Source organism: Gracilimonas sp. B-17 (genome assembly GCF_056857935.1).
Window position 1 is genome coordinate 240940 of the sequence record NZ_JBSXOA010000009.1, and the last position, 21316, is coordinate 262255.

The 21316-nt window shown below is 43.4% G+C and carries 26 protein-coding genes; 19 read left to right on the forward strand and 7 right to left on the reverse strand.

The window, feature by feature from the left end:
* The first annotated feature begins 8 nt into the window (after window positions 1-8).
* The 7 genes from AC13FX_RS02725 to hemW all read left to right on the forward strand — a co-directional run bounded on the left by AC13FX_RS02725 (window position 9) and on the right by hemW (window position 4699).
* Window positions 9-659: a DUF2975 domain-containing protein gene (locus AC13FX_RS02725; RefSeq protein WP_482878906.1), complete on the forward strand. Its 651-nt coding sequence runs from the start codon at window positions 9-11 to the stop codon at window positions 657-659.
* A gap of 1 nt (window position 660) precedes the next feature.
* A complete protein-coding gene (locus tag AC13FX_RS02730; RefSeq protein ID WP_482878907.1) occupies window positions 661-1281 on the forward strand; it encodes a DUF2975 domain-containing protein in 621 nt (206 codons plus the stop codon).
* A 2-nt stretch (window positions 1282-1283) separates the two neighbouring features.
* Window positions 1284-1490, forward strand: coding sequence for a helix-turn-helix domain-containing protein (locus AC13FX_RS02735; protein ID WP_482878908.1), 207 nt, complete (start codon window positions 1284-1286; stop codon window positions 1488-1490).
* Window positions 1491-1633: 143 nt separating this feature from the next.
* Entirely contained in the window at window positions 1634-2350 is a 717-nt protein-coding gene (radC, locus tag AC13FX_RS02740) for a RadC family protein (protein WP_482878909.1), read from the forward strand.
* A 112-nt stretch (window positions 2351-2462) separates the two neighbouring features.
* Window positions 2463-2840, forward strand: coding sequence for a four helix bundle protein (locus AC13FX_RS02745; RefSeq protein ID WP_482878911.1), 378 nt, complete (start codon window positions 2463-2465; stop codon window positions 2838-2840).
* A 106-nt stretch (window positions 2841-2946) separates the two neighbouring features.
* On the forward strand, window positions 2947-3489 hold the full coding sequence (locus AC13FX_RS02750) for a gamma carbonic anhydrase family protein (RefSeq protein ID WP_482878912.1): 543 nt from the start codon (window positions 2947-2949) through the stop codon (window positions 3487-3489).
* A 73-nt stretch (window positions 3490-3562) separates the two neighbouring features.
* Window positions 3563-4699, forward strand: coding sequence for a radical SAM family heme chaperone HemW (gene hemW / locus AC13FX_RS02755; RefSeq protein WP_482878913.1), 1137 nt, complete (start codon window positions 3563-3565; stop codon window positions 4697-4699).
* A 14-nt stretch (window positions 4700-4713) separates the two neighbouring features.
* Here the strand turns inward: hemW and AC13FX_RS02760 are convergent, their stop codons facing one another.
* Together AC13FX_RS02760 and AC13FX_RS02765 are read right to left on the reverse strand one after the other, a co-directional pair.
* Window positions 4714-6018, reverse strand: coding sequence for an HU family DNA-binding protein (locus tag AC13FX_RS02760; RefSeq protein WP_482878914.1), 1305 nt, complete (start codon window positions 6016-6018; stop codon window positions 4714-4716).
* Window positions 6011-6298 carry an HU family DNA-binding protein gene (locus AC13FX_RS02765; RefSeq protein ID WP_482878915.1) on the reverse strand — a complete coding sequence of 96 codons (288 nt, stop codon included), beginning with the start codon at window positions 6296-6298 and terminating at the stop codon, window positions 6011-6013. Before AC13FX_RS02765 ends, AC13FX_RS02760 begins: the two co-directional genes overlap by 8 nt.
* A gap of 164 nt (window positions 6299-6462) precedes the next feature.
* Between AC13FX_RS02765 and fahA the strand changes: the two genes are divergently transcribed.
* On the forward strand, window positions 6463-7722 hold the full coding sequence (fahA, locus tag AC13FX_RS02770) for a fumarylacetoacetase (RefSeq protein ID WP_482878916.1): 1260 nt from the start codon (window positions 6463-6465) through the stop codon (window positions 7720-7722).
* Window positions 7723-7725: 3 nt separating this feature from the next.
* Here the strand turns inward: fahA and AC13FX_RS02775 are convergent, their stop codons facing one another.
* Window positions 7726-9552, reverse strand: coding sequence for a T9SS type A sorting domain-containing protein (locus AC13FX_RS02775; protein WP_482878917.1), 1827 nt, complete (start codon window positions 9550-9552; stop codon window positions 7726-7728).
* Between the two features lie 86 nt (window positions 9553-9638).
* Here AC13FX_RS02775 and trhO point away from each other — a divergent pair, with 86 nt between their 5' ends.
* Both trhO and AC13FX_RS02785 read left to right on the forward strand, forming a co-directional pair.
* Window positions 9639-10589: an oxygen-dependent tRNA uridine(34) hydroxylase TrhO gene (gene trhO, locus AC13FX_RS02780; protein ID WP_482878918.1), complete on the forward strand. Its 951-nt coding sequence runs from the start codon at window positions 9639-9641 to the stop codon at window positions 10587-10589.
* A 121-nt stretch (window positions 10590-10710) separates the two neighbouring features.
* Window positions 10711-11469 (forward strand): pseudouridine synthase, encoded by a 759-nt coding sequence (locus AC13FX_RS02785; RefSeq protein WP_482878919.1) that lies wholly within the window; start codon window positions 10711-10713, stop codon window positions 11467-11469.
* A gap of 70 nt (window positions 11470-11539) precedes the next feature.
* On the opposite strand, the gene AC13FX_RS02790 is transcribed toward AC13FX_RS02785, so the two are convergent.
* Window positions 11540-12328: an alpha/beta fold hydrolase gene (locus tag AC13FX_RS02790; RefSeq protein ID WP_482878920.1), complete on the reverse strand. Its 789-nt coding sequence runs from the start codon at window positions 12326-12328 to the stop codon at window positions 11540-11542.
* A gap of 88 nt (window positions 12329-12416) precedes the next feature.
* Between AC13FX_RS02790 and AC13FX_RS02795 the strand changes: the two genes are divergently transcribed.
* The 5 genes from AC13FX_RS02795 (at window position 12417) to AC13FX_RS02815 (ending at window position 16717) form a co-directional block, all read left to right on the forward strand.
* Entirely contained in the window at window positions 12417-12983 is a 567-nt protein-coding gene (locus tag AC13FX_RS02795) for a ComEA family DNA-binding protein (protein WP_482878921.1), read from the forward strand.
* Window positions 12984-13003: 20 nt separating this feature from the next.
* Entirely contained in the window at window positions 13004-14545 is a 1542-nt protein-coding gene (gene porX, locus AC13FX_RS02800; protein ID WP_482878922.1) for a T9SS response regulator signal transducer PorX, read from the forward strand.
* A 300-nt stretch (window positions 14546-14845) separates the two neighbouring features.
* Window positions 14846-15094, forward strand: a complete 249-nt coding sequence (locus tag AC13FX_RS02805) for a hypothetical protein (RefSeq protein ID WP_482878923.1) — start codon at window positions 14846-14848, stop codon at window positions 15092-15094.
* Window positions 15095-15875: 781 nt separating this feature from the next.
* Window positions 15876-16430, forward strand: a complete 555-nt coding sequence (gene tsaE / locus AC13FX_RS02810) for a tRNA (adenosine(37)-N6)-threonylcarbamoyltransferase complex ATPase subunit type 1 TsaE (RefSeq protein ID WP_482878924.1) — start codon at window positions 15876-15878, stop codon at window positions 16428-16430.
* Window positions 16430-16717: a hypothetical protein gene (locus tag AC13FX_RS02815; RefSeq protein ID WP_103664124.1), complete on the forward strand. Its 288-nt coding sequence runs from the start codon at window positions 16430-16432 to the stop codon at window positions 16715-16717. The genes tsaE and AC13FX_RS02815 overlap by 1 nt, the downstream gene beginning before the upstream one ends.
* A gap of 384 nt (window positions 16718-17101) precedes the next feature.
* Here AC13FX_RS02815 and AC13FX_RS02820 read toward each other — a convergent pair whose 3' ends face one another.
* Window positions 17102-17434 (reverse strand): GIY-YIG nuclease family protein, encoded by a 333-nt coding sequence (locus AC13FX_RS02820; protein WP_482878925.1) that lies wholly within the window; start codon window positions 17432-17434, stop codon window positions 17102-17104.
* A 542-nt stretch (window positions 17435-17976) separates the two neighbouring features.
* Window positions 17977-18939 (reverse strand): integron integrase, encoded by a 963-nt coding sequence (locus AC13FX_RS02825; RefSeq protein ID WP_482878926.1) that lies wholly within the window; start codon window positions 18937-18939, stop codon window positions 17977-17979.
* Window positions 18940-19173: 234 nt separating this feature from the next.
* Here AC13FX_RS02825 and AC13FX_RS02830 point away from each other — a divergent pair, with 234 nt between their 5' ends.
* Both AC13FX_RS02830 and AC13FX_RS02835 read left to right on the forward strand, forming a co-directional pair.
* Window positions 19174-19644, forward strand: coding sequence for a hypothetical protein (locus tag AC13FX_RS02830; RefSeq protein WP_482878927.1), 471 nt, complete (start codon window positions 19174-19176; stop codon window positions 19642-19644).
* A gap of 186 nt (window positions 19645-19830) precedes the next feature.
* Complete coding sequence (locus AC13FX_RS02835; protein ID WP_482878928.1) at window positions 19831-19995, forward strand: hypothetical protein; 165 nt, start codon at window positions 19831-19833, stop codon at window positions 19993-19995.
* Here the strand turns inward: AC13FX_RS02835 and AC13FX_RS02840 are convergent.
* The gene (locus tag AC13FX_RS02840; protein WP_482878929.1) at window positions 19976-20560 is read right to left on the reverse strand and encodes a Fic/DOC family protein; all 585 of its coding nucleotides are present in this window, start codon (window positions 20558-20560) and stop codon (window positions 19976-19978) included. The two genes, AC13FX_RS02835 and AC13FX_RS02840, sit on opposite strands and share 20 nt — an antisense overlap.
* Before the next feature lie 237 nt (window positions 20561-20797).
* Here AC13FX_RS02840 and AC13FX_RS02845 point away from each other — a divergent pair, with 237 nt between their 5' ends.
* Both AC13FX_RS02845 and AC13FX_RS02850 read left to right on the forward strand, forming a co-directional pair.
* The gene (locus AC13FX_RS02845; RefSeq protein ID WP_482878930.1) at window positions 20798-21040 is read left to right on the forward strand and encodes a type II toxin-antitoxin system Phd/YefM family antitoxin; all 243 of its coding nucleotides are present in this window, start codon (window positions 20798-20800) and stop codon (window positions 21038-21040) included.
* Window positions 21037-21303, forward strand: a complete 267-nt coding sequence (locus AC13FX_RS02850) for a Txe/YoeB family addiction module toxin (RefSeq protein WP_482878932.1) — start codon at window positions 21037-21039, stop codon at window positions 21301-21303. The genes AC13FX_RS02845 and AC13FX_RS02850 overlap by 4 nt, the downstream gene beginning before the upstream one ends.
* Window positions 21304-21316: the final 13 nt, after the last annotated feature.

Sequence of the window (21316 nt, forward strand, 5' to 3'; positions counted from 1 at the left end):
GAGCAATTATGAATCTCAGAAAAGACTGGTCGCTCGCTTATTTCTTACTCTACATGTGTCAGGTCGGATACTGGCTGATCATCATCAACCTTGGGGTTGATCTATTCATGTCAGCCTCACTTTTCTCAAATGATTATGTGATCATCGACAATATCCCTGTTCATCTTGAACTTGATCAGTTTGAGGAATACAAGGATGTAGAATTTGAAAACACCTATTTAAACATACCTGAACGTATGTCCACTGACATTCACATTTCAGGACCTTACAAAGACGTAAAAAATGCCTTTTTCTTTTACAATGGGTTAAAGATCTATGAAAATGCTGTGTTTTTTATTCTATTATTCTTTTTTGCAAAAGTCCTCAGAAACGTAGCCGAAGGAAGTCCTTTTCATGCTAAAAACTCAAGCTACCTATCAATAATTGGTACAATATTGTTCGCAGTAGGTGCGATCAATTTCTCCTTTCAGTTTCTGAATATGGGCCATTTTTTCTCCCTGCCAATATTAAATAACCTTGGTTTTCCTGAGGGCATTGATATCACCTATTTAGATCTGTTTGGGAAGGATTTCATGTTTGCAGGCATTTTTATGATCGTCCTCGGCTATATATTCAAAGAAGGAACCCGCATCTACGAAGAACAAAAACTTACGGTATAATATGAGCTCTCTTAAAGACAAAAACGCAGTTTATTATTCGTATGCCATCATCAACTTTTTTTGGTATGCGCTTTGTGGGGTAGCCGTTCTTTCGATTATAACGGTCTTAACCAAACATACTTTTGGACTTTTATTGAACGAAATTCATTTAGGCATTCCTATAGACTCTGATCAACTCACCCTTCAAACCGCTATTGATTCCTCCATGATCTCTATAGATTCCGCAACTGCCTCCCTAAATGCGGATTACCTTATGAATAACCACTTCGGTTTATATGTGGGAATATTGGCCTCTTTCATTATTGGAATGGGATTATTTTTATTTGGATTCTTTCAGCTTCGAATGATTCTTAAATCCGCATGGAATGATAAAGTCTTTACTCAAAAGAACATCAAACGACTCAAGATCATAGCCGGTCTCATCATCGCTTTAAAACCTTTCGAGTGGCTTATCTATCAGTTATTCGTAGTACCCATTGATGAAATGCTCGTCGCCAATGAGATCTCGATGAGCCTGAATTTTGAACCGGGAAGTTTCGTCTATGGACTCCTCCTTTTTGCCCTGGCCGCCGTTTTTGAAAAAGGCCACGATATGTACCAGGAATTAAAACTGACGGTATAACCATGGCCATAATCGTAAATCTTGACGTCATGCTGGCCAAGCGGAAGATGAGCCTCACGGAACTTTCGGAAGAGGTTGGGATCACCATGTCAAACCTTTCCATTCTGAAGACCGGCAAAGCCAAAGCCATACGTTTTTCAACATTAGAAGCCATCTGTGAAGCCCTGGACTGTCAACCCGGTGATATTCTAGAATATTCTGAGGACTAGGTCTCTTTACCGAATTACCGTAAGGGCGTATCGCAATACGCCCTTACTTAATACTGGCCGGTTAGTTTATATCTAATAGAAAAAATTCTGTAAGGAATCCCTTTCTCATCGCTCTCACTTAAAAAGAAAACAAACTGAGAGATATGACAAACCAAGAATCCTTTTCCGTTGAACACTTCCACAGCCGAACCGTCAAAGAGATGCTGCCTGATGAACAACCCCGTGAAAAACTCATGAACTATGGGGCCGACTCCCTGTCCGATGCCGAACTCCTTGCCATTCTCATACGTACGGGAACCAAAAAGCTCAATGTGATCGATACGGCCAAAGCCCTGCTAACACAGTTCGGAGGATTGCACAACCTGGTTCGGAAAGACTGGAAATCCCTGAAAGTGATTCCCGGTATCGCCAAAGTCAAAGCCATAACCCTGGAAGCTTCATTCGAGTTAGCTCGTCGGCTACAGGTTGCGGCACTCGGTGAGGAGATAGAGATCACCTCGCCCGAGGACGTCAATGCTTATTTTGCCCCCAAACTCCGCCATCTCACCAAAGAAACATTCATCGTTGGTTTTCTGGATAATGCCAAAAAACTGATGGGGTTTTCCAGGATCAGCAATGGCGGGAAAACAGCCACCATTGTGGATACTGCTGAAGTGATGCGGCAGGCCGTGCTGAACGAAGCCAACTCCATCATTCTGATCCACAATCACCCTTCCGGACACAATAAAGCCTCCACAGCCGATATCCAGCTCACCAAGCGTATCGCTGAGTGCGGCAAGCTCTTTGGTATCCCGGTGGATGACCACGTTATCATTGCCGGCTACAATTTTGTAAGCCTGAGAAGTGAAGGGCTTTATTGAATATTCAATAACCAACAAGGAATATCCAATATCCAGGTGAAAACTTGATCATTCCGTGATGGATATTGGTTATTGGATATTCTCTTTAATGTATAAACTGAGACTTATAATCATGAAAAATCAAAAATTCGATCTACAAAACAGGCTTGTAAAATTCGCCATCCTGATCATGGAAATAGTTGAGTTGCTACCAAAGACTTACACTGGCAGACATTTTAAAAATCAGTTGGTTCGTTCAGGAACAGCTTCCGCTTTTTTATATGGGGAAGCACAGGCAGCAGAATCCAGAAAAGACTTCATCCATAAAATGAAAATCGGGTTAAAAGAGCTCAGAGAATCTTTTGTGGTACTAATCATCATTAAAGAAAAACCTTTAATTGAACACAAAAAAGTTGAACAAGCATTAGTGGAATGCGATGAACTTATCTCAATTTTCTTCACCAATATAGATACTGCAAAACGGAATATGAAAAACAAGAATATCCAATAACCAACAAGGAATATTCAATATCCAGTTGAAAACTTAATCATTCCGTGATGGATATTGGTTTCCGGATATTCATACCTTATACAAAATTATACTAACCATCATATCCATGATCCACGAATTCTTAGGCCGAACCCCCCAGTACGATGATTCCGTTTTTATTGCAGATAGTGCCGAGATCATTGGAGATGTAACTTTTGGTGAGGAAAGCAGTGCCTGGTTCAATGTCACCATTCGGGGAGATGTCAATTATATCAGGATAGGTGATCGCAGTAATGTTCAGGATAACGTCTGCATTCATGTGATGAATCAAACCGGACCGACCATCATAGGTAATGAAGTGACCATCGGCCACGGAGCTGTAGTACATGGCTGCACGATAAACGATCGCGCACTTATAGGGATCAACGCCACCATACTGGATCAGGCGGTCATTGAATCGGATGTGATTGTAGCCGCCGGCACGCTGGTTCCACCCGGAAAAATCCTGAAAAGCGGCTATCTCTATATGGGCTCACCTGCTCAAAAAGCACGCAAACTTACCGTTGAGGAAGTGGCATCCATAAAGCAATATGCCTCAAACTACGTCAAATATTCCCGCGCCTACCAGGGCAAAGATCAATATGACAAAAACCCTTTTTATACGAAGTAATTTTAAATGATGAATGCTAAATGTTAAATGGTTTATTCCATTCAACATTTAGCATTTAAAATTAAGCAATTCAATGAGCGGACTCTATATCCATATTCCCTTTTGCAAGCAGGCCTGCTCATACTGCGATTTCTATTTCGTGACGCGGAAGGAGTATAAAGAGGAATTTGTAGATGAACTGATCCGTGAGATCCAATCCAAAAAAGATACACGGTTCACCCGGGATACCATTAAAAGTATCTACTTTGGTGGCGGTACTCCTTCACTGTTAAACCCGTCACAGCTTGAAGATATTCTGAGTGCGATCGATCAGGTCTTTGACCTGCAAGCAGAAGAGATCACCCTGGAAATGAATCCTGATGATGTGACCCCTGAGTTCCTTTCAGGGGTAAAAAAAGCCGGCATAAACCGCGCAAGCATGGGAGTTCAAAGCTTTGATACCGATCTTCTGAACTTTATGCATCGTGCACATTCTTCTGAAGAGGCACTTCGCTGTCTAGAACTGCTTCAAGCATCTGACTTTAATGTCTTCACTGTCGATCTTATCTACGGCAATCCCGGGCAATCCCTTGAGGTTCTGGAAAAAGACATTGACACCATCTTACAATTTGACCCCCCTCACATTTCTGCCTACTCACTGACTGTTGAGCCCCAGACCAGGCTAGGTAAACAGGTTAAACTGGGACGTATTGTCCCGCCTGAAGATGATACGGTCGCCCGGCATTTTGATCTTGTGGTCGATAAACTGGAAGAAGCCGGGATCATGCAGTATGAAGTGAGCAACTATGCAAAACCGGGTAAGGAAGCGGTTCACAACTCAAACTATTGGAATCATGTGAACTACCTGGGGCTTGGACCCGGAGCACATTCCTTTTGGTGGAATGAAGGTATGGGGTCAGCACGGAGATGGAGCAATAAACCCAATCTCAGATCTTACCTTAATAGTGAATGGAAAGAGCCATACGAAGAAGAGATCCTGAACAAAAGTGATCTCGCTGAAGAACGATTAATGCTGGGTCTGCGTACCCGATCAGGGATCTCGATCGATGAACTTCAAAACAAATATCAGTATTCATTCAACCGGGATCAGCTTCAATATATCGACCAATTGGAGAGTAATGACAAAGCTGATCTAAATGAACACTTGAGGCTCACCAAGGATGGGTTAAAGATCGCCGATTCGATCCTATTGGATATTATAACCAGGTAGGAATGTATGTAAGATCAGGTACCCATTTGCTCCCACATGCGGGCAAATTTTGCGTACTCACTAGCCTTGTCAGACTTACCGGCATTCTCATAGGCCTCTGACACCATTTTAGTGGCAGCCGCCAGATCTTTATAATCCTGCTTTGTCGGGTTTGAAGCCGTGCCTTCCATATCCGGCACATTGATATTGGTCAATTCTAAAAGGCTGTCAGGATCTTCGCTGACAGTATGATTTTCCATAAACAAAAGTGGCCAAAAGCGGGGTTTACCGTATACTTTTTCTGATATCACCCAATACCACTCGCCTTCTTGTACCTGATAAGCTTGAGTTTTTTGCTCAGCCTCCACATCTGAGGGTCCGGCATCTTCAGAGGTCTGTGATTCGTTGCCAGCAGATGATTCCTTTACTGCAGCTAGTCGCTCAACCCTTTCTTTCTCGGCTGCCCTGAGCCGCTCTTCCTCTTTTATCAATGCATTAATCCGTTTCTCAAGCGCATCAGCTTCTTTCTTAATTGACTCGGAAGTTCTTGCAGTTTGGGATCGAGCTAGTTGTTGCCCACTTGCAACTGTACTATTCTCAGATACCGCATTAGGCTGTTGCCCCTTCCCTGATCCATTATCTAACAGAAACCAGACCGAGGTAATGGCAATGATCGTCAGCATCAGAACTGCAAGTGAGGCCAACAGGTTAGTGTAATTCTTTTCTTCCTTTTTTTCTGTTTTAGAAAAGATCAGACCCAATGGTTTTTTTTCAGCTTCATTATCGGTATTCGAGGATTTTACTTTTTCAGCATCCTCACTGTTCTCACCTTCGGGCAGAGACTCTTCTTCAGTCTCAGGTGATGACATTCCGGCCTCTGAAGCTACCTCACCTTCTTCTGTATCATCAGACTCTGATTCAATATCTTTGTTGTCTTCTACATTAGCTTCATTTTCATTCTCAGCTAATTCCGTCTCCTCGCTCTGATCAAACACATTTGTATTCGCTGAGGGCTCATCTTCATCTATAAGTTTACTTTCGAGGTGCTGGTATTCGGCATTAACACTTTCTCTTAAAGACTTATATGGAGAAAACGATACGCGTTTGTGAGCCGGTATGGTAATAGGATCACCTGTCTGTGGATTCTTACCCTCTCGTTCAGCAACATTCTTTACCTTAAAACTACCAAAGTTTGTAATCGATGCTTTACCGGAATCTTTTAGTTCATCCTTAACCTGATTTAACAGGGTTTTTACAAATGCTTCACTCTTCTGCTTGCTGAATCCCGTTTTCCTTGAAAGAGCATTGACAATATCTGAATAGGTTACCTTTTTATTCATCACTCCCCCGGTTAACCTCATCCTTCAGTGTGCTGCTTTGGCTGAAATGCACCACCTTCTTTGGTGGTATAAGCATCATCTGCTTGTAATGAGGATTGTACGACTTGTGAGAATCCCGAAGTTCCGTACTGAAACTCCCAACACCGGGCAGTGTAAATCCCACATTATTGGAAAGCAGGATATTCATTCCATCCACAAAAGAATCATAGAGTTCCTCTGTTTCTGCAATGGTCAGATCCAGTTCCTTAGACATTGACTTCAGTACCTCCGACTTAGTCATAAAGCAAATCCTTAATTTATACCAACGTTTAACTGAATAAATGCTAAAAGTATAAAATATGCAATTTTAGCTGATATTCTATTAATCCGCATTATTTAAGATTTTGAGATACATTAAGGTTTGTTATCATTGCATGAAATTATAAATATCTAAGAAATCAAGATATGCTCAGATCTTTCATAGACGTTGATCCCGACTCTCATTTTCCTATACAGAACCTGCCATACGGGGCTTTTATCACTGATCAGGGAGAAATTCACCTATGCACAGCTATTGGGGATTGGGTTGTGGATCTGTTCGTTCTGGATGAAGAGGGCCTCTTCATGGGGCCTGAACTGAGCGAACAAATGGCGTTTCAGGATTCTTCTCTAAATTATTTCATGAGCCTGGGAAAGGCTGCCTGGCATGAAGCCAGGAGTACGCTTCAAAACCTGTTATCAGCTGATAACCCAACACTGCGAGATAATGATCTGTTGAGGGAACGGGTATTTTATACGCAAAAACACGTAGATCTTGTATTTCCGGTAGAAGTGGGTGACTATACTGATTTTTACTCGTCAGAGCAGCACGCAAGAAATGTCGGGGCAATGTTTCGTGACCCTGAAAATGCTCTTCTCCCAAACTGGAAACACCTTCCGGTAGCCTATCATGGCAGAGCGAGTTCAATAGTCATGAGCGGAACTGATCTGCACCGCCCCAAAGGTCAGATATTACCTGATAATGAGGAAACCCCGGTTCTATCGGCATCCAGGAGGCTGGATTTTGAACTTGAAGTCGGTTTCCTGACCGGAACGGCTAATAATCTTGGTGAGCCGATCCCAATAGAAAAAGCTGCTGATCATATCTTTGGCCTGGTGTTGGTTAATGACTGGAGTGCCCGTGATATTCAAAAATGGGAATATCAGCCATTGGGGCCATTCCTGGCCAAGAACTGGGCCACCTCTGTCTCACCGTGGATCGTAACATTAGAAGCCCTGCAACCTTTTAAAAGCCAGCCGCCTGTACAGAACCCAAAGCCGCTTCCTTACCTGAATCCAAAAGAGAGTTCAGCGTATGATCTCAACCTTGAAGTTCACCTTAAAACAGAGAAGATGGATCAGCCATATAAGATCTGCTCCACTAACTACAATAATCTCTATTGGAGCATGGAGCAGCAACTGGCGCATCATACCGTCAATGGGTGTAATGTCAGAACCGGTGACCTGTTCGGCTCAGGCACCATCAGCGGCCCTGAAAAGGGATCCTATGGCAGCATGCTGGAACTAGCGTGGATGGGCACTGATCCCGTAATACTGCCCAACGGTGAGCAACGATCCTATCTTGAAGATGGTGATGAGGTCCTAATGACCGGGTTTGGTCAGGGTGATGGATTTCGGGTAGGATTCGGGGAAGTGAGAGGGAAGATTTTACCGGCTTTGAAGTAACTCTTACTTTACATAGGTCATTTTCTTGGTAATGACCTCATTGCCGATCTTTAGCCTGTAAATATACATACCTGAACTTAATCCTCTTGCATTGAAGGTATATTCATAAGGTCTGCTTCTGGGATTCAGCGTTTCGCTAACCAGTGTCTGAACTTTTCTGCCCATAATATCATACACTTCAAGGCTTACGAAGGCCGACTGTGGCAGTTCAAACCGAATTTTTGTAGATGGGTTAAATGGGTTAGGATAATTCTGATAAACCATTATCTCTTCAGGAATGTCACCATAATCAGGGTCACGGATATCTACCACTTGTCCTGATTTTCCGAACTGAATATTCAGATCACGGGTTGTCACTGTATTACTGTAATTGGCTATCACTACACCGAGCCGGTCGATATCAGTCCACTCAACCTGTGTGGGGGTAAAGAGTTGTGCTTTATTTTCTCCGGTTGCGATCAGTTCGGTCATTTGTCCATTTTTCAGATAGAAAAGCAACCCAACACCAACCTGTGTACTGTCAAAATCTACGGCCACTTCAATGGGGCCCTGATCATTAGAACCTGGAAAGATCTCGTAATATCGCGCAGCCATACGGCTTACGCTGTTCAGAGTTATACCGCCTGAAGGAACAGAATTGAACGTTGCCTCTAAATTAGCATTCGGATAATTAACCTTTTCCTCAAACCCATAAGAATCCAGTCCCGCTCTAGAACCGGACGTCAGGTGCCACAGATGGTTTTGCACAAAAGTATCGGCAAAATCTTCATTCTGATCCGGCAATATTCTACGGAGGGCATTGTCCACGCTCAGGTTGTTTTCCGATTCAATTTCCTGCCACACATCTCTCCAGATCGCACTTCCATATTTTTCATAGTAATAGATCATCCAGCTTACATGCCAATAGGCACCGGGTGTGCCAGAACCGGGTGAGAAGAAAATGGAACTTGAATTCGGATCATTCGAGTTTAGACCATTCTTGATATAATTATAATAGTCGTTTACATCATCATAAACGACCTCTTCCATCAGTGTGGCGTCCATTTCAGACCAATTGAAAGCCCCTGACGGTGAGGCCCAGTTATTTTGGGCATACTGAATGGCATGCTTGAACTCGTGAGCCATGGTCACATAGATCGCCCCTATCTGGTCTCCATCGGGATGCGTATTTGAAGGAAAATTCTCAAAATCTGATTCAATGACGATAAAGGTCCCTCCCGGTGAGGTCGCAGAGGTATTTGTATATCCATAAGCTCCCCCTGAAAGATCATCTTCAACGTACACTTTGTAGGTTTGACCATTCGGTATCGGGTCCGTAAAACCGATATTCAATATCTCATGCCGATAGGATGAATCCGCTGCTTCAGCCACATGATCAATATAATCAGGCACCCCATTTCCATCATCATCGGTGACTGATACCGAATCAGGTCCTGAAGTTTGGTATATGATCTCAAACTTACCGGACGGTGAGATATAAGACTGTTCAGCCATAGATACACTCTGAGGTTCGGTAAGTCCCAGATTATCGGCTTTTGCAAGAACAGCCGGACTCAACTCACTTCGGTGCTGATGCAGAAACATCGTTGCCGGAGTAATACACTTATTGATCTCATGAACACTATGATCGCCTCTCAGCGGCCTTTCAAGGAGTTCCAGCTGACGGATAGCGGCTGTTTCAACGTCAAGCTCCCCTCTTTCAAACGAGTTTTGAACAGACAGCAATGTATGCTTTACCGGTTGCACCTGTGCATATGCCATTCCCGGAAGGAACAACATCATAAACAGGACTCTCTTGAATGTTTTATTTATAAATCCGGACTTATGCATTGTTTGTATTTTGCTTAACTTTCAGGTTCGCCCAAATGATGAACGTCAAGACCTGACACTTCTTATACTTATAATTTAAGAGAAAAATGTATCAAGTAATACTTTACTACAACTTCCAAAAGATAGAGGAGCCGGACAGGTTCTGCAAAGCCCATAAAAAATTCTGCAAAGAGATCGGATTGAAAGGCCGCATTTACATTTCCGATGAAGGGCTTAATGGAACGGCTGCAGGAACTGAACAGCAGATCGAGGAATACAAGAATTTTGTCTGGTCCATACCCGGTTTTTCTGATACAGCCTTCAAACAGGATGAATGTGATTATATTCCTTTTCCAAGGCTGACCTGTAAAGTACGTGAAGAGATCGTTTCTCTGCATAAGGATGGTGTGGATCCTGAAAATGGAGGGAATTACCTGGAGCCGGAAGAATGGCGACGCGTGATCGAGGAAGAAGATCATGTTATGATCGATGTTCGCAACAATTACGAATCTAAGATCGGACATTTTGAAGGAGCTATAAAACCGGACCTTGAGAATTTCTATGACTTCCCGCAGTGGCTGGATGATGTGGATATCCCCAAAGACAAAAAAGTATTGATGTACTGCACCGGTGGCATCCGATGTGAGAAGTTCTCTGTGTTGATGAAGGAGAAAGGCTGGGAGGACGTCAATCAGCTACATGGTGGAATCTTACGATACGGCAAACAGGAAGGTGGTAAACACTTCAAAGGAAAATGCTTTGTATTTGATGACCGCCTGGTAGTACCCGTGAACCCCCAGGACCTGGAACCGATCGCCCGGTGTGAGATAACCGGTAAACCCGCTGACACCTACATCAATTGTGCAAACATGGAATGCAATAAACTCTTTGTATGCTCTGAGGAAGGCGCCCATAAAATGGAAGGATGCTGCAGCGAAGCGTGCATGGAAAGTGAATATAAGCGCCCTTTCGATCCTGAAAATGCCTTCAAACCATTTCGTAAATGGTACAATTATTTCGGCGAAGACTTCAAGGAACGCCCCGTTGGATGCTCGTAAGATCCGCATTGTAAGGCCTTACCCCATTACCTACCGATTCAGGGTAAATAATGAATTCCAGGGCGAAACCCTGCTAAACACTATGAGCACGCGGTTTCCCTTTCATGGAAGGCAGATTTGGTTGAGTAAGATCAAAAAAGGGCTGGTTGGGGTGAACGGTGAGCAAGCGGCTCCCGATCATATACTTAAGCTGAGTGATGAGGTATACCATCATAATCCCAAGGTGATCGAGCCTACCGTTCCGGATGAAGTGAGCATTCTGGAAGAAAAGGCGGATTACCTGATCGCCTACAAGCCCGCTCCCTTGCCCATGCATCCCGGAGGACGGTACAACAAGAATTCCATGACTGAGATCCTGAAGGAACAGGGTTATAAAGACCTTAGGATCGTACACCGCCTGGATGCGGTTACCTCCGGCCTCGTCCTTTTTGCCCGCAATAAGGAATTTGCCAGGCAGGCCATGGTCAGTTTCAGTCGCTCTGATGTCAGAAAAACCTATTTCGCAAAAGTTTCGGGCATACCTGATAAACCGTTTACCATCATCGATGCACCCATCAGGCGTAAAACGGGATTTGTATTCGAATCAAAACTGGGACTTACCAAAGCCAAGGAAGCCATCACAGAATTCGAGGTTCTTGAAAGAGGCTCTGATTCGTCCATCGTTAAGTGTCTACCAAAAACGGGACGTACCCATCAGATACGCCTGCATCTGGAGCATTGGGGCTACCCGATCATTGACGATCCGATCTATGGCCTGAATGGTGATAAAAGCAGCCGAACTGCCCAAAAGAAAGCCATCAGTTTACTGAATGCGGGCCTGGAGATCGAGTCACTCGGGATCAAAGCTGAGCTGGATATTCCGGATAATTGGAGAGAATAAGGTGTTAGATGCAAGGTGTTAGGTGTTAGAGTGCACTTGCACCTTGAACCTAACACCTAAAACCTAAAACCTATTTAAAGAACGCCTCCGCAATTCGCGCAAACTGTTTAGGCTTGTCAAGAAAAGAGTAGTGGCCCGCGTCTTCAATGATTACCAAAGCTGCATGTTCAATACCCTTTTCAATTCTTTGGCCCTGATAGACCGGGGTTGCATCATCATCCCTTCCCCAGATCAGTAACACTTCATGGGGAATATTAGGCAGACATGGCTCCAGGTATTCGGTCACGGATCTCACAAAGGTCTCCCTCATCACCCCTGACAGTTCGCTGTACTCGCTTGAACCCAGGCTTTTCCACACCGATGTACTCCTTAGCCAGCTCAAGGCTTTTTCCCTGAGGCTTCCCGGAAGTATCATGAATGGGGCCTTAAGCGTTTTGGCCGTGTATTTCCTGATATAATATTTCATGGATCGTTTTGGCTTCATCCCGGCTCCTCCCGTGATCAATACCTTATCGATGTGTGCCTTACCAAATTCACGAGCCAGTAATTTCAGGACGATCCTGCCGCCAAAGGAGTGCACTAAAACATCCACTTTTTCAAATGGGAGGTCATTAATAAAAGCCTCAACCGCGTCGGCATAATCATCGATCGACCAGCCGCGGTCAGGTTCCGGAGAGTCTCCAAAACCCGGAAGGTCCAATACATAACTTTTACGTAAGCGTGAAAGGTGTTTAGCCACCGGCATCATCACACGCTTACTGCTCCCCCAGCCGTGCAGTACCACCAAAGGTTTGCCCTCCCCAATGGTTTGATAGATGATAGATTGGTCGCCGTAATTGAAAGTATGATTTTCTGCCATGATCTGAATTTTGCCAAACTTCACACTTCCTGCAGACTGATACAAGAATATTATTGAGTTTTTCCTTCTTCAGACTCATATTATTCAAATGAAGCTGAATAATTTAAAAAGAAAGGTCTTTTTCTGGATCGATAAGTTACAGATCACGCGAAAAGAACGTGTTTCTTTCTCGCTGTTACTGCTTATTTTATGCCTGATGTTTCTCAGTTCATTCTTCATCAAACAAAAGCTGAATTATCAGCAGGAAGATTATAATGAGATCCTGACCCTGTTTGAAGAACGATCCAAATTAGCTGAGCAGAAGCAGGCAGCGATTGCTGAAAAATATAATCCTGATTTTACAGTTAATAACGCTGATAATGCCGATACTGAGCCGAATATTACCCGGTCACAGGATCCCGTTACTTCTGTTTCTGAGGCTGATGACACTTCAGGAAATAATACGGTGATGGCCCCGGTCATCATTAATATCAACACAGCGGGATCTGAAGAACTTCAGACTTTGGACGGTATCGGACCCGCTTATGCCGGCAGGATCATCGAATATCGAGAGGTTAACGGTGGATTCAAGACTATTGAAGAACTCATAAATATCAAGGGCATTGGTGAAAAACGACTCGAAGCCATCCGTCCATATATAACATTAGAGCCATAAAAGGTTAACAAAAGAGGCTTATGCCAAAAATTCTATGGGCAGATGATGAGATCGATCATCTGCAATCACACATCATTTTTTTAGAGAAAAAGGGATTCGACATTACTCCGGTTACCAACGGAGCCGATGCCATCAGTCTCATCAGCAGTGAACCTTTTGATATTGTATACCTGGATGAGCAGATGCCCGGCATGGGTGGCATTGAAACGCTTGAAAAGATCAAAGCCATTCAGCCATCCCTGCCAGTGGTTATGATCACCAAGAGTGAGGAAGAGTCCATTATGGAGGATGCCATCGGAGGCAAGATCTCGGACTACCTCATCAAACCCGTAAATCCGAATCAGATCCTTTTGACCACAAAGCGACTTCTGGAACGCGGGCGGCTCCAGTCAGAAAAATCGGCTCAAACCTACCTGCGGCAGTTCAATGAGCTTTCATCTCGTATTCATCCCGGCACACACTGGAAGGAATGGATCGATGTGTATAAGGAACTGACACAATGGGAGATCGACCTCGGTGATGGCGACGAGGGGCTAAAGCAGGTCTTGTCTGATCAGTTTCAGCAGGCCAATAAAGAGTTCGGTAAATTCATGGATCAGGAATATCGTGAGTGGATGAAACAGGACGTAAGCCGGCCCATGCTCTCCCCGGAAGTGTTTCAAAATTATGTTGACCCACATCTGGATAACGGGGAGAATGTAATGTTCTTCATCATTGATTGTATGCGCTACGATCAATGGCTTCTATTTGAGCCCTTTTTATCCAACTATTATTCCATTGATACGGATTTTTATTACTCCATTTTACCCACAGCCACGCCCTATTCCAGAAATGCGATCTTTTCCGGGCTTTATCCGGCTGATATTGAGCGCATGTATCCTGAATTGTGGCAACAGGGTCAGGATGAATCATCCCTGAACCGGCATGAGGAGGAATTACTGAAACGACAGCTGGATCGCCACGGCATCGATATCAACTTCAAATATGAAAAGATCCTGAATGCCGATGCCGGACGTAAGGTGGCTGACCGGATCGGAAGCTACGCACAGTCTCGACTGGCCGCCTTCGTCTTCAATTTCGTGGATACCCTGGTTCACTCACGATCTGATTCAGATGTCATCAAAGAGCTGGCTCCTGATGTATCGGCCTTTCGCTCGGTGACCGAAGCCTGGTTTCAGCACTCTACCCTACTTCAGATGTTCAAGGGACTGGCGAAGGAAAATGTAACCCTGATCATTACCACCGACCACGGTTCAGTTCGTGCTCTCCGGGATACCAAGGTGTATGGCGATAAGGACACCGCCACAAATTTGCGCTACAAGTATGGCCGCAATCTGAAAGCTGATGAGCCCGAGACCGTTATCTTCATGGATGATCCCCAAAATTTCAGATTACCAAAAGTAGGTGCAGTGAATAACTACATGGTGGCACGGGAGGATTACTATTTCGTTTATCCCACTAATTATCACAAGTATCAGAATATGTACCGCGATACCTTCCAACACGGCGGGGCTTCCATGGAGGAAGTTATTTTACCAATTGCTACATTGAAGCCGAAGTAGAGAAAGGGATATTGAATAACGAACAAAGAATAATGAATCCTGAAGTTTCTGATCTATCCTGGTGAACCCATTCCCAAGAGTTTCATAAATGAGTATGTTGCCTAGTCATAAGTAAATCCCGTAGGGGCAATTCATGAATTGCCCCTACGGGATGAAATAACTCCCTTAATATTTATCTTCTTTGATCTGGCAAATAGTGCATGCTTTGAGATCCCTCGTGTTAGACTGATTATCCTTTGTGACTAGGTACGCACTCGGGATGACAACTTCGTACTTTTGCAGGTTCTTCGGTTCTTCAGGATGACCCATTTTGAACTCATCACCCTCTTTGAACTCGTTGCCAACCTCCCGGTTGGGAATGCCTGGCAGGACCTCCCGGTCCGCGTGAGGAGGGTTGCAGCAACCAATGTAAGCGATACCCTCTACCCTCTGATATTGTATTCACACCCCTCTTTCTTTTGTGCCGATACTGATCTGCATCAGCACAGGCTCCAGAAACAAAAGCTCCCGGCTGAGAAAAATGTGCTGAGCCTGAATCCATTACGCTAAAAGAAATCAAGGCTCCTTTACCGGGCTTACCAATATATCTAGTACCCTGCGGTATGATTTCTTTCTTAACGCTTCATTACTTCATCCTCTTTTCGCACATTTTTCTAAGGCCGATTTAATTTTGTGGCATTTTTTATGTTTTACCCCCATTACAGGTTGCCATCCCTGCCTTTGCCGGTAGGCTGGCTTTTGTTCAATGGCTAAGCCCTAACCATCAATTCTAACCAATGCTCATCCGTGTTATTTATGTTTAATTCCGATGGGTTCACGATCGAGTTAGTTTCCCAACCTCCGAATGATCATTTGAACCATACAACCCTACGGGCGGAGGTTCTTTTTATTCTCATTTTACCCCGGGATAAATCCCGGGTCTATTGATTTCATCCCGTTGAGATGAGTCCACAAGAATACGCTCCCCGGTACTACAAATTCGGTCTTTCGGTCTATCTCAGATCGGTGAATCGGTTGTTCAATTCATCATTCCTAATCCGTGACCATCCGCAAGATCCGTGTAATCTGCGTTCCATTCCCAAGTGTTTTACGAATGAGTGTATCATTTGAGATTCGCGGATTTATAGGATTCTGGGATTTCACGGATGCCCGATCTTACACCGTCACTTTCACCTGTCATCCCCGTGAAGACTGTAGTCTGATAGTTCGATAAAGCACCGTCATTAAACAGAGCACTAGTGCAGGCGTCTCGCTTGTGCGGTGGTAGATAAGATTCGTTGCCTAGTCATAAGTAAACCCCGTAGGGGCAATTCATGAATTGCCCTACGGGATGAAAAAATTCACTTACTTTTTCCTTCTCGAATCCATTCCCCACATTTCCCACAAAGATGTTTGGAAAGGGTGTTATCTTTGGGTGTTTTTGAACTTTGTAATTACGCAACACAGCATGGACCTCAGTACTCCTTTTAGATCTCAATCTGTGGATGAAACCATTCGGGCCGGATCTGAGTTTGGTAAGCAACTCAGTGCCGGAGACGTGGTTTGCCTGACCGGTGATCTTGGAGCCGGCAAGACCCATTTTGTGAAAGGTGTGGCCTCCCATTTTGGGGTGGATCCGAACAAGGTCAACTCACCGACCTATACCCTGATCAACGAGTATCATGGGGATATACCGGTGTACCATTTTGACTGTTACCGCCTTGAGCATGAAGAGGAAGCCCTGGAGATCGGAGCCGAGGAATATTTTTACGGCGACGGCGTTTGTTTGGTCGAATGGCCCGAAAAGATCGGCTCCCTCATACCCGACGATGCGATTTGGATCAAAATTTCACATCTTTCAGGGACTGAACGCGAAATACATATTCATCAGAAGAACCCAGAGTGATGGCACTCTCCAAAAAACGAAAATTATCATACCGGCTTGACCTGCTTCCCGTAATCAAACCCTATCACCGGCGGGCGAATAATACCCTGAAGACAGGTGACCTGGTCTATTATGGCCCCAGTCCGGAGTATTATGGTATCGGGGAAGTGGTTCAAACAGCCGAAAAAGTATGTATGGTGGATTTCAGAGGGACGGGTGAGCTGGGTATCCATAAAGATGAAATGCTTTCTTCTTATCTCATTCCGATCCATAAGCTGAATCTTTCCGGGGTGCTTAAGGGGCGGTGAGAATAGGGAACATTGAACACTCAATATTGAAGTTTGGGGGATGGTGTTTTTTCGTACTTGTGTAGGTCCTTCGTTTCCTCAGGATGACCCTTTTTCGTTATTGGTGTCTTATCCAGACCTGATCAGCCTTATCGGTCATGCTGAGGGTACTCCCGAAGCATCTTCAAAAGGTTGGTGTTGCTTCGTACTTTTGCAGGTCCTTCGTTTCCTCAGGATGACCCTTTTTCGTTATTGGTGTCTTATCCAGACCTGATCAGCCTTATCGGTCATGCTGAGGGTACTCCCGAAGCATCTTCACGGGTCTGGGTTATTTTATAGTTGTGTAGGTCCTTCGGGGGTACCCTCAGGATGACCCTCTTTTATTGGTTGGTAATAAGGTTTAACCTATTCTTCCCTTTCTGGTATTGTTTGTCTGGGTGGCCATTCACCAAGTATAGTATCATTTAGAAATTTCCATTGCGGATTATTCTCATTGATCAGGTCTTCTTTCCACCTTCGTTTCTTTCCTTTGATCCTTTTTTCTGCCTGTATGGCTTCGTTCATAGTTGGAAATACTTCATACCATATAAGGCAGTAACAATAGTACTTTCCAGCAAATGTCTTTGTGTTCCCTTTTTCCTCATAATGCTCTACTAATCTTTTGGGCAGGTTACTTGTAACTCCTGTGTATAGCACCTTTCGGTTTGGGTTGGTGAGGATGTATGTGGCGTATTTCATTTTCTCTCTTATTAATTGGTTGGTTAGTTCATGCCAGATCAGTTTTTCGTGAGTCTTGCTGATCCGCCAACCGGCGGAGAAGCACCTTCACGAGCATGGGTTATATTATAGTTGTGTAGGTCCTTCGGTTCCTCAGGATGACCCTTTTTCGTTATTGGTGTCTTATCCATACCTGATCAACCTTATCGGTCATGCTGATCCGCCAGATGTCGGACTGGCACCAAAAGTAACAAAAGGTCAAGGCTGCGAAAAAAGAGCTAAAGATGTCTTCATTCCGCTATAATAAATCAATGCTCCTTCACAGGGCTTGCAAGTAATTTAATTGCCACGCGGTATGATTTATTTCTTAACGCTTTATTTCGTCATCTTCTTAACGCTCTTTTTTCTGAGGCCGAATTAATAACTCTAGACGTCCAACTTTAAAGATTTCGGCTTTTCAGTATGAAATTAAACAATTTCACAAATCGGTCATTCGGTCCATCGGTTAATCGTTATTCTTAATGATTGACGAAAGACCGAATCACCGAACTATGATGAACGATCTATAAAATATCCACAGGGCTTTTAATATAGTTTCCGCCTTTGTTGATCACGTGTGTGTAGATCATGGTAGTCTTCAGGTTTTTGTGGCCGAGGAGTTCCTGGACGGTGCGGATGTCGTAGCCGTTTTGGAGCAGATGCGTGGCAAAGGAATGGCGCAGGGTGTGGCAGGTTACTTTTTTATTTATCCCGGCTGATTTTGCTGCTCTTTTCAGTCTCCGTTGCACGAAACGATCCGAAATATGATACCTATGTTTTAATCCGCTTCGGGGATCTTTAGATATTCGTTTTGAGGGAAACAAGTATTGCCACCGGAGCTGTATCTGTTCGCCCTGATATTTCCTGGCTAGTGCCTTAGGCAGTAAGGCTCGCCCATGTCCTTTGGCCAGGTCTTTTTTATGTACTGTATCTACCTTGTTGATCTGTTCTTTGAGTTTAGGAATACATGTTTGCGGAAGAAGTGCCACACGATCTTTTTGTCCCTTTCCTGAGCGAACCCATATTTGCTCCATATCAAAATCAATGTCCTGTACCCGTAACCTCAGGCATTCTGATATCCTCAGCCCGCTGCCGTAAAGCAGTTCACAAATAAGCAATGCCAAACCGTCCAGCTTTTTCAAAAGAGCTGATGCTTCTGCAGAAGACAATACCACCGGTAATCTTTTTGGCTTCTTCGCCCGTTCGAGATGATGAAGGGTCAACTCTTCTTTACCTAAAACTTCTTTATAGAGAAATACCAGAGCGGCTAAAGCCTGGTTCTGAGTACCGGCTGCCACATTTTGTTCATTTGCGAGATGATTCAGAAACTGCTCCACATCCTGATCAGTTAATTTTAAAGGATGGACCGTACCGTGAAATTTCACAAAACGAACCACCCATTGTGTGTAGGCCTGTTCAGTCTTGAAGCTGTAATTTCTTCTTCTGATCTCTCTTCTAACCTTCTCTAACAATTCAGACTTAGCCATATCACCCGTTGACTTTATAGATTATGGTATTATCTTGTTAGAGTGATGAGGAAGCAATTCCTTACAAAAAAATATTGTTATCCGGCGACTTTATCCGACTAATGAGACGGATAACATCCCAATATCACCGAATAATGTGTGTGAATGGCGATTCGTGGATCTTATCCACCGCGTCCTAACAAAACCCTTGTTCGGATAATATTATGTTATACGCATTTACAAAACGAGAGAACTATGAAAACTATATTCACAATAATTTTTCTACTTGCATACACTTCGGTATTTGCCCAAGAACAATTAACTGTTTTCTATTTCGGAGCAACAGATTGCGGACCTTGTAACCGTCAAGATGTAATTGAAAGCATCGATATAATTAGGAATGATTTTGATTCGTTGCACTCGGGGTTTAATACGAAATTAGTGATGGTAACAATGGACGAAAATATGGATGAGGCTATCAAGTATATTCAGAAATATGAGTATTGGGATGAGACCTCAATGGGGAGTAGATATCATAATGAACTTATTTTAGAGCACCTAAATAAAGCAGAGATTCCAGGAGTTCCACACATCATGGTTTTTAAAGATAGTTTTAAAGATGGAGGTTTTGGCACTCAAACAATAGAAAAAAGAGAATTCGTAAAAAGCATTATGGGTGGAGATGAAATTGTTGCTTGGGCAAATGCTGATATGAAACTGGAGTAAATCGAGCTCTCATGCGTATAACAATGCGTTTTAATTCGGACGCGGACGGGGTGCGATGGGAACTTGATTGGCAAGAATTTATTTCGCTACTTCAACTAAATTATAATCCCCGCGCCGTTTAAACGCTGGGTCGTTATAATGCTTGCCAGTTAAGAACTTTTATTCACTTTTTGGTATATTAGAGGCATGAAATCAAAGAATAATATCGAGTCTATTTCCCGTGGAGCTATGAAATCACAGCGGGCATCTTTTCGTATTGAAGGGATTAATATATCCAAAAAGAAAGCTGAGCAAATCCGCCGAGAAGTAGTTCAGGAATTTCAGCAAAAGGTTACTTCTCCAACATCCTGAAAAGCTCGATCATCGGCTGGTAATTCTTTTCTGCTGCCGATTGCACAGCTTTTATGTATTCCGACATCTTCTTCTCTGTAATCTTTCCGAAGCTGAATTTTTCCAAATCAAACTTTACCGCAATTAAATCTACAAAGAGTCGAGCTGTACGTCCATTCCCCTCTCTGAATGGATGAATAAATAGTAATTCTGCGTGTATTGGGGCAACATATTGTATGAGCTCTTCATATCCTTCTACATGCTTTGGAAGATCACCAAGAAACTCAGTTTCAAATTCCTGAATAATGTCTGGCAGAAATTTAGCCGTTGGAAAAGTAAATCCACCTTTGGACATATTCACTTGTCTGAGTTCTCCTGCAAATTCGTATAAATGATGTAGAGCAGTATTGTGAATTTCCGAGATCAAATTCCAATCGAAGGAATCCACTTTATCTAATTCGGATTCAAACTTAATTTCAGCTCTAAGAAATCCCCGATACTCTTCTTCTGCGATCTTATCAGGATCGGTTAGTCCAAGTATGTTGGGCAGGATTTCATCTTCTGATTTTGGAGTTTGATATTTCATGTCTAAAAGATAAGCCGAAACGAAGTAAAGCGCATTATAACAAGGCGTTTTAAATCGGACGGGGACGAAGATCGATCAAACTTGTTTGTATGGTATTAATTTCGCTACTTCAAAAAAAACTCACAATCCCCGCTCCGTTTAAACGCTGGGTCGTTATGCTACCTCTTCTTATAACTTGACAATATGTACGGAATGGCGTACGTTTTAAGCAAGTGATTAACCAACCAATTTTACGCCATGAAAACATTAACAGCTACTCAAGCTCGCAAAGATATATATCGATTATTGGACGAAGCGTCTGATACACACAAGCCGATTCAAATTACCGGAAAACGATCGAATGCCGTATTAATCAGTGAAGATGATTGGCGGTCTATTCAAGAAACTCTTTATCTGACCTCAATTCCCGGCATGCAAGAGTCTATTGTTGAAGGAATGAAGACTCCTCTTGAAGAAACCGAAGACGAACTTGACTGGTGAGTAATTACAAACTCGTTTATACCAAACAAGCAAAAAAGGATGCCAAGAAAGCAGCTTCATCAGGTTTAAAATCAAAGATCGAAGACTTATTGGAGATCATTGAGGAAAATCCTTTTGAAGAATATCCTCCCTATGAAAAATTGGTTGGTAATATGGAAGGGGCTTATTCACGGAGAATTAATATCCAGCATCGCTTAGTGTATCAAGTATATGAAAAGGAGAAAGTTGTTAAAGTAATTAGAATGTGGACTCATTACGACTAATCCGGTAGCATAA

Coding starts and splice junctions, on each gene's coding strand:
- AC13FX_RS02835 (WP_482878928.1), top strand. CDS start 19,831: ATGAAATCAAAGAATAATATCGAGTCTATTTCCCGTGGAGCTATGAAA.
- hemW (WP_482878913.1), top strand. CDS start 3,563: ATGAGCGGACTCTATATCCATATTCCCTTTTGCAAGCAGGCCTGCTCA.
- AC13FX_RS02830 (WP_482878927.1), top strand. CDS start 19,174: ATGAAAACTATATTCACAATAATTTTTCTACTTGCATACACTTCGGTA.
- AC13FX_RS02765 (WP_482878915.1), bottom strand. CDS start 6,298: ATGACTAAGTCGGAGGTACTGAAGTCAATGTCTAAGGAACTGGATCTG.
- porX (WP_482878922.1), top strand. CDS start 13,004: ATGCCAAAAATTCTATGGGCAGATGATGAGATCGATCATCTGCAATCA.
- AC13FX_RS02805 (WP_482878923.1), top strand. CDS start 14,846: ATGACCCATTTTGAACTCATCACCCTCTTTGAACTCGTTGCCAACCTC.
- AC13FX_RS02760 (WP_482878914.1), bottom strand. CDS start 6,018: ATGAATAAAAAGGTAACCTATTCAGATATTGTCAATGCTCTTTCAAGG.
- AC13FX_RS02745 (WP_482878911.1), top strand. CDS start 2,463: ATGAAAAATCAAAAATTCGATCTACAAAACAGGCTTGTAAAATTCGCC.
- AC13FX_RS02825 (WP_482878926.1), bottom strand. CDS start 18,939: ATGGCTAAGTCTGAATTGTTAGAGAAGGTTAGAAGAGAGATCAGAAGA.
- fahA (WP_482878916.1), top strand. CDS start 6,463: ATGCTCAGATCTTTCATAGACGTTGATCCCGACTCTCATTTTCCTATA.
- radC (WP_482878909.1), top strand. CDS start 1,634: ATGACAAACCAAGAATCCTTTTCCGTTGAACACTTCCACAGCCGAACC.
- AC13FX_RS02775 (WP_482878917.1), bottom strand. CDS start 9,552: ATGCATAAGTCCGGATTTATAAATAAAACATTCAAGAGAGTCCTGTTT.
- AC13FX_RS02750 (WP_482878912.1), top strand. CDS start 2,947: ATGATCCACGAATTCTTAGGCCGAACCCCCCAGTACGATGATTCCGTT.
- AC13FX_RS02790 (WP_482878920.1), bottom strand. CDS start 12,328: ATGGCAGAAAATCATACTTTCAATTACGGCGACCAATCTATCATCTAT.
- trhO (WP_482878918.1), top strand. CDS start 9,639: ATGTATCAAGTAATACTTTACTACAACTTCCAAAAGATAGAGGAGCCG.
- AC13FX_RS02840 (WP_482878929.1), bottom strand. CDS start 20,560: ATGAAATATCAAACTCCAAAATCAGAAGATGAAATCCTGCCCAACATA.
- AC13FX_RS02815 (WP_103664124.1), top strand. CDS start 16,430: ATGGCACTCTCCAAAAAACGAAAATTATCATACCGGCTTGACCTGCTT.
- AC13FX_RS02735 (WP_482878908.1), top strand. CDS start 1,284: ATGGCCATAATCGTAAATCTTGACGTCATGCTGGCCAAGCGGAAGATG.
- AC13FX_RS02725 (WP_482878906.1), top strand. CDS start 9: ATGAATCTCAGAAAAGACTGGTCGCTCGCTTATTTCTTACTCTACATG.
- AC13FX_RS02730 (WP_482878907.1), top strand. CDS start 661: ATGAGCTCTCTTAAAGACAAAAACGCAGTTTATTATTCGTATGCCATC.
- AC13FX_RS02820 (WP_482878925.1), bottom strand. CDS start 17,434: ATGAAATACGCCACATACATCCTCACCAACCCAAACCGAAAGGTGCTA.
- AC13FX_RS02845 (WP_482878930.1), top strand. CDS start 20,798: ATGAAAACATTAACAGCTACTCAAGCTCGCAAAGATATATATCGATTA.
- tsaE (WP_482878924.1), top strand. CDS start 15,876: ATGAAAAAATTCACTTACTTTTTCCTTCTCGAATCCATTCCCCACATT.
- AC13FX_RS02795 (WP_482878921.1), top strand. CDS start 12,417: ATGAAGCTGAATAATTTAAAAAGAAAGGTCTTTTTCTGGATCGATAAG.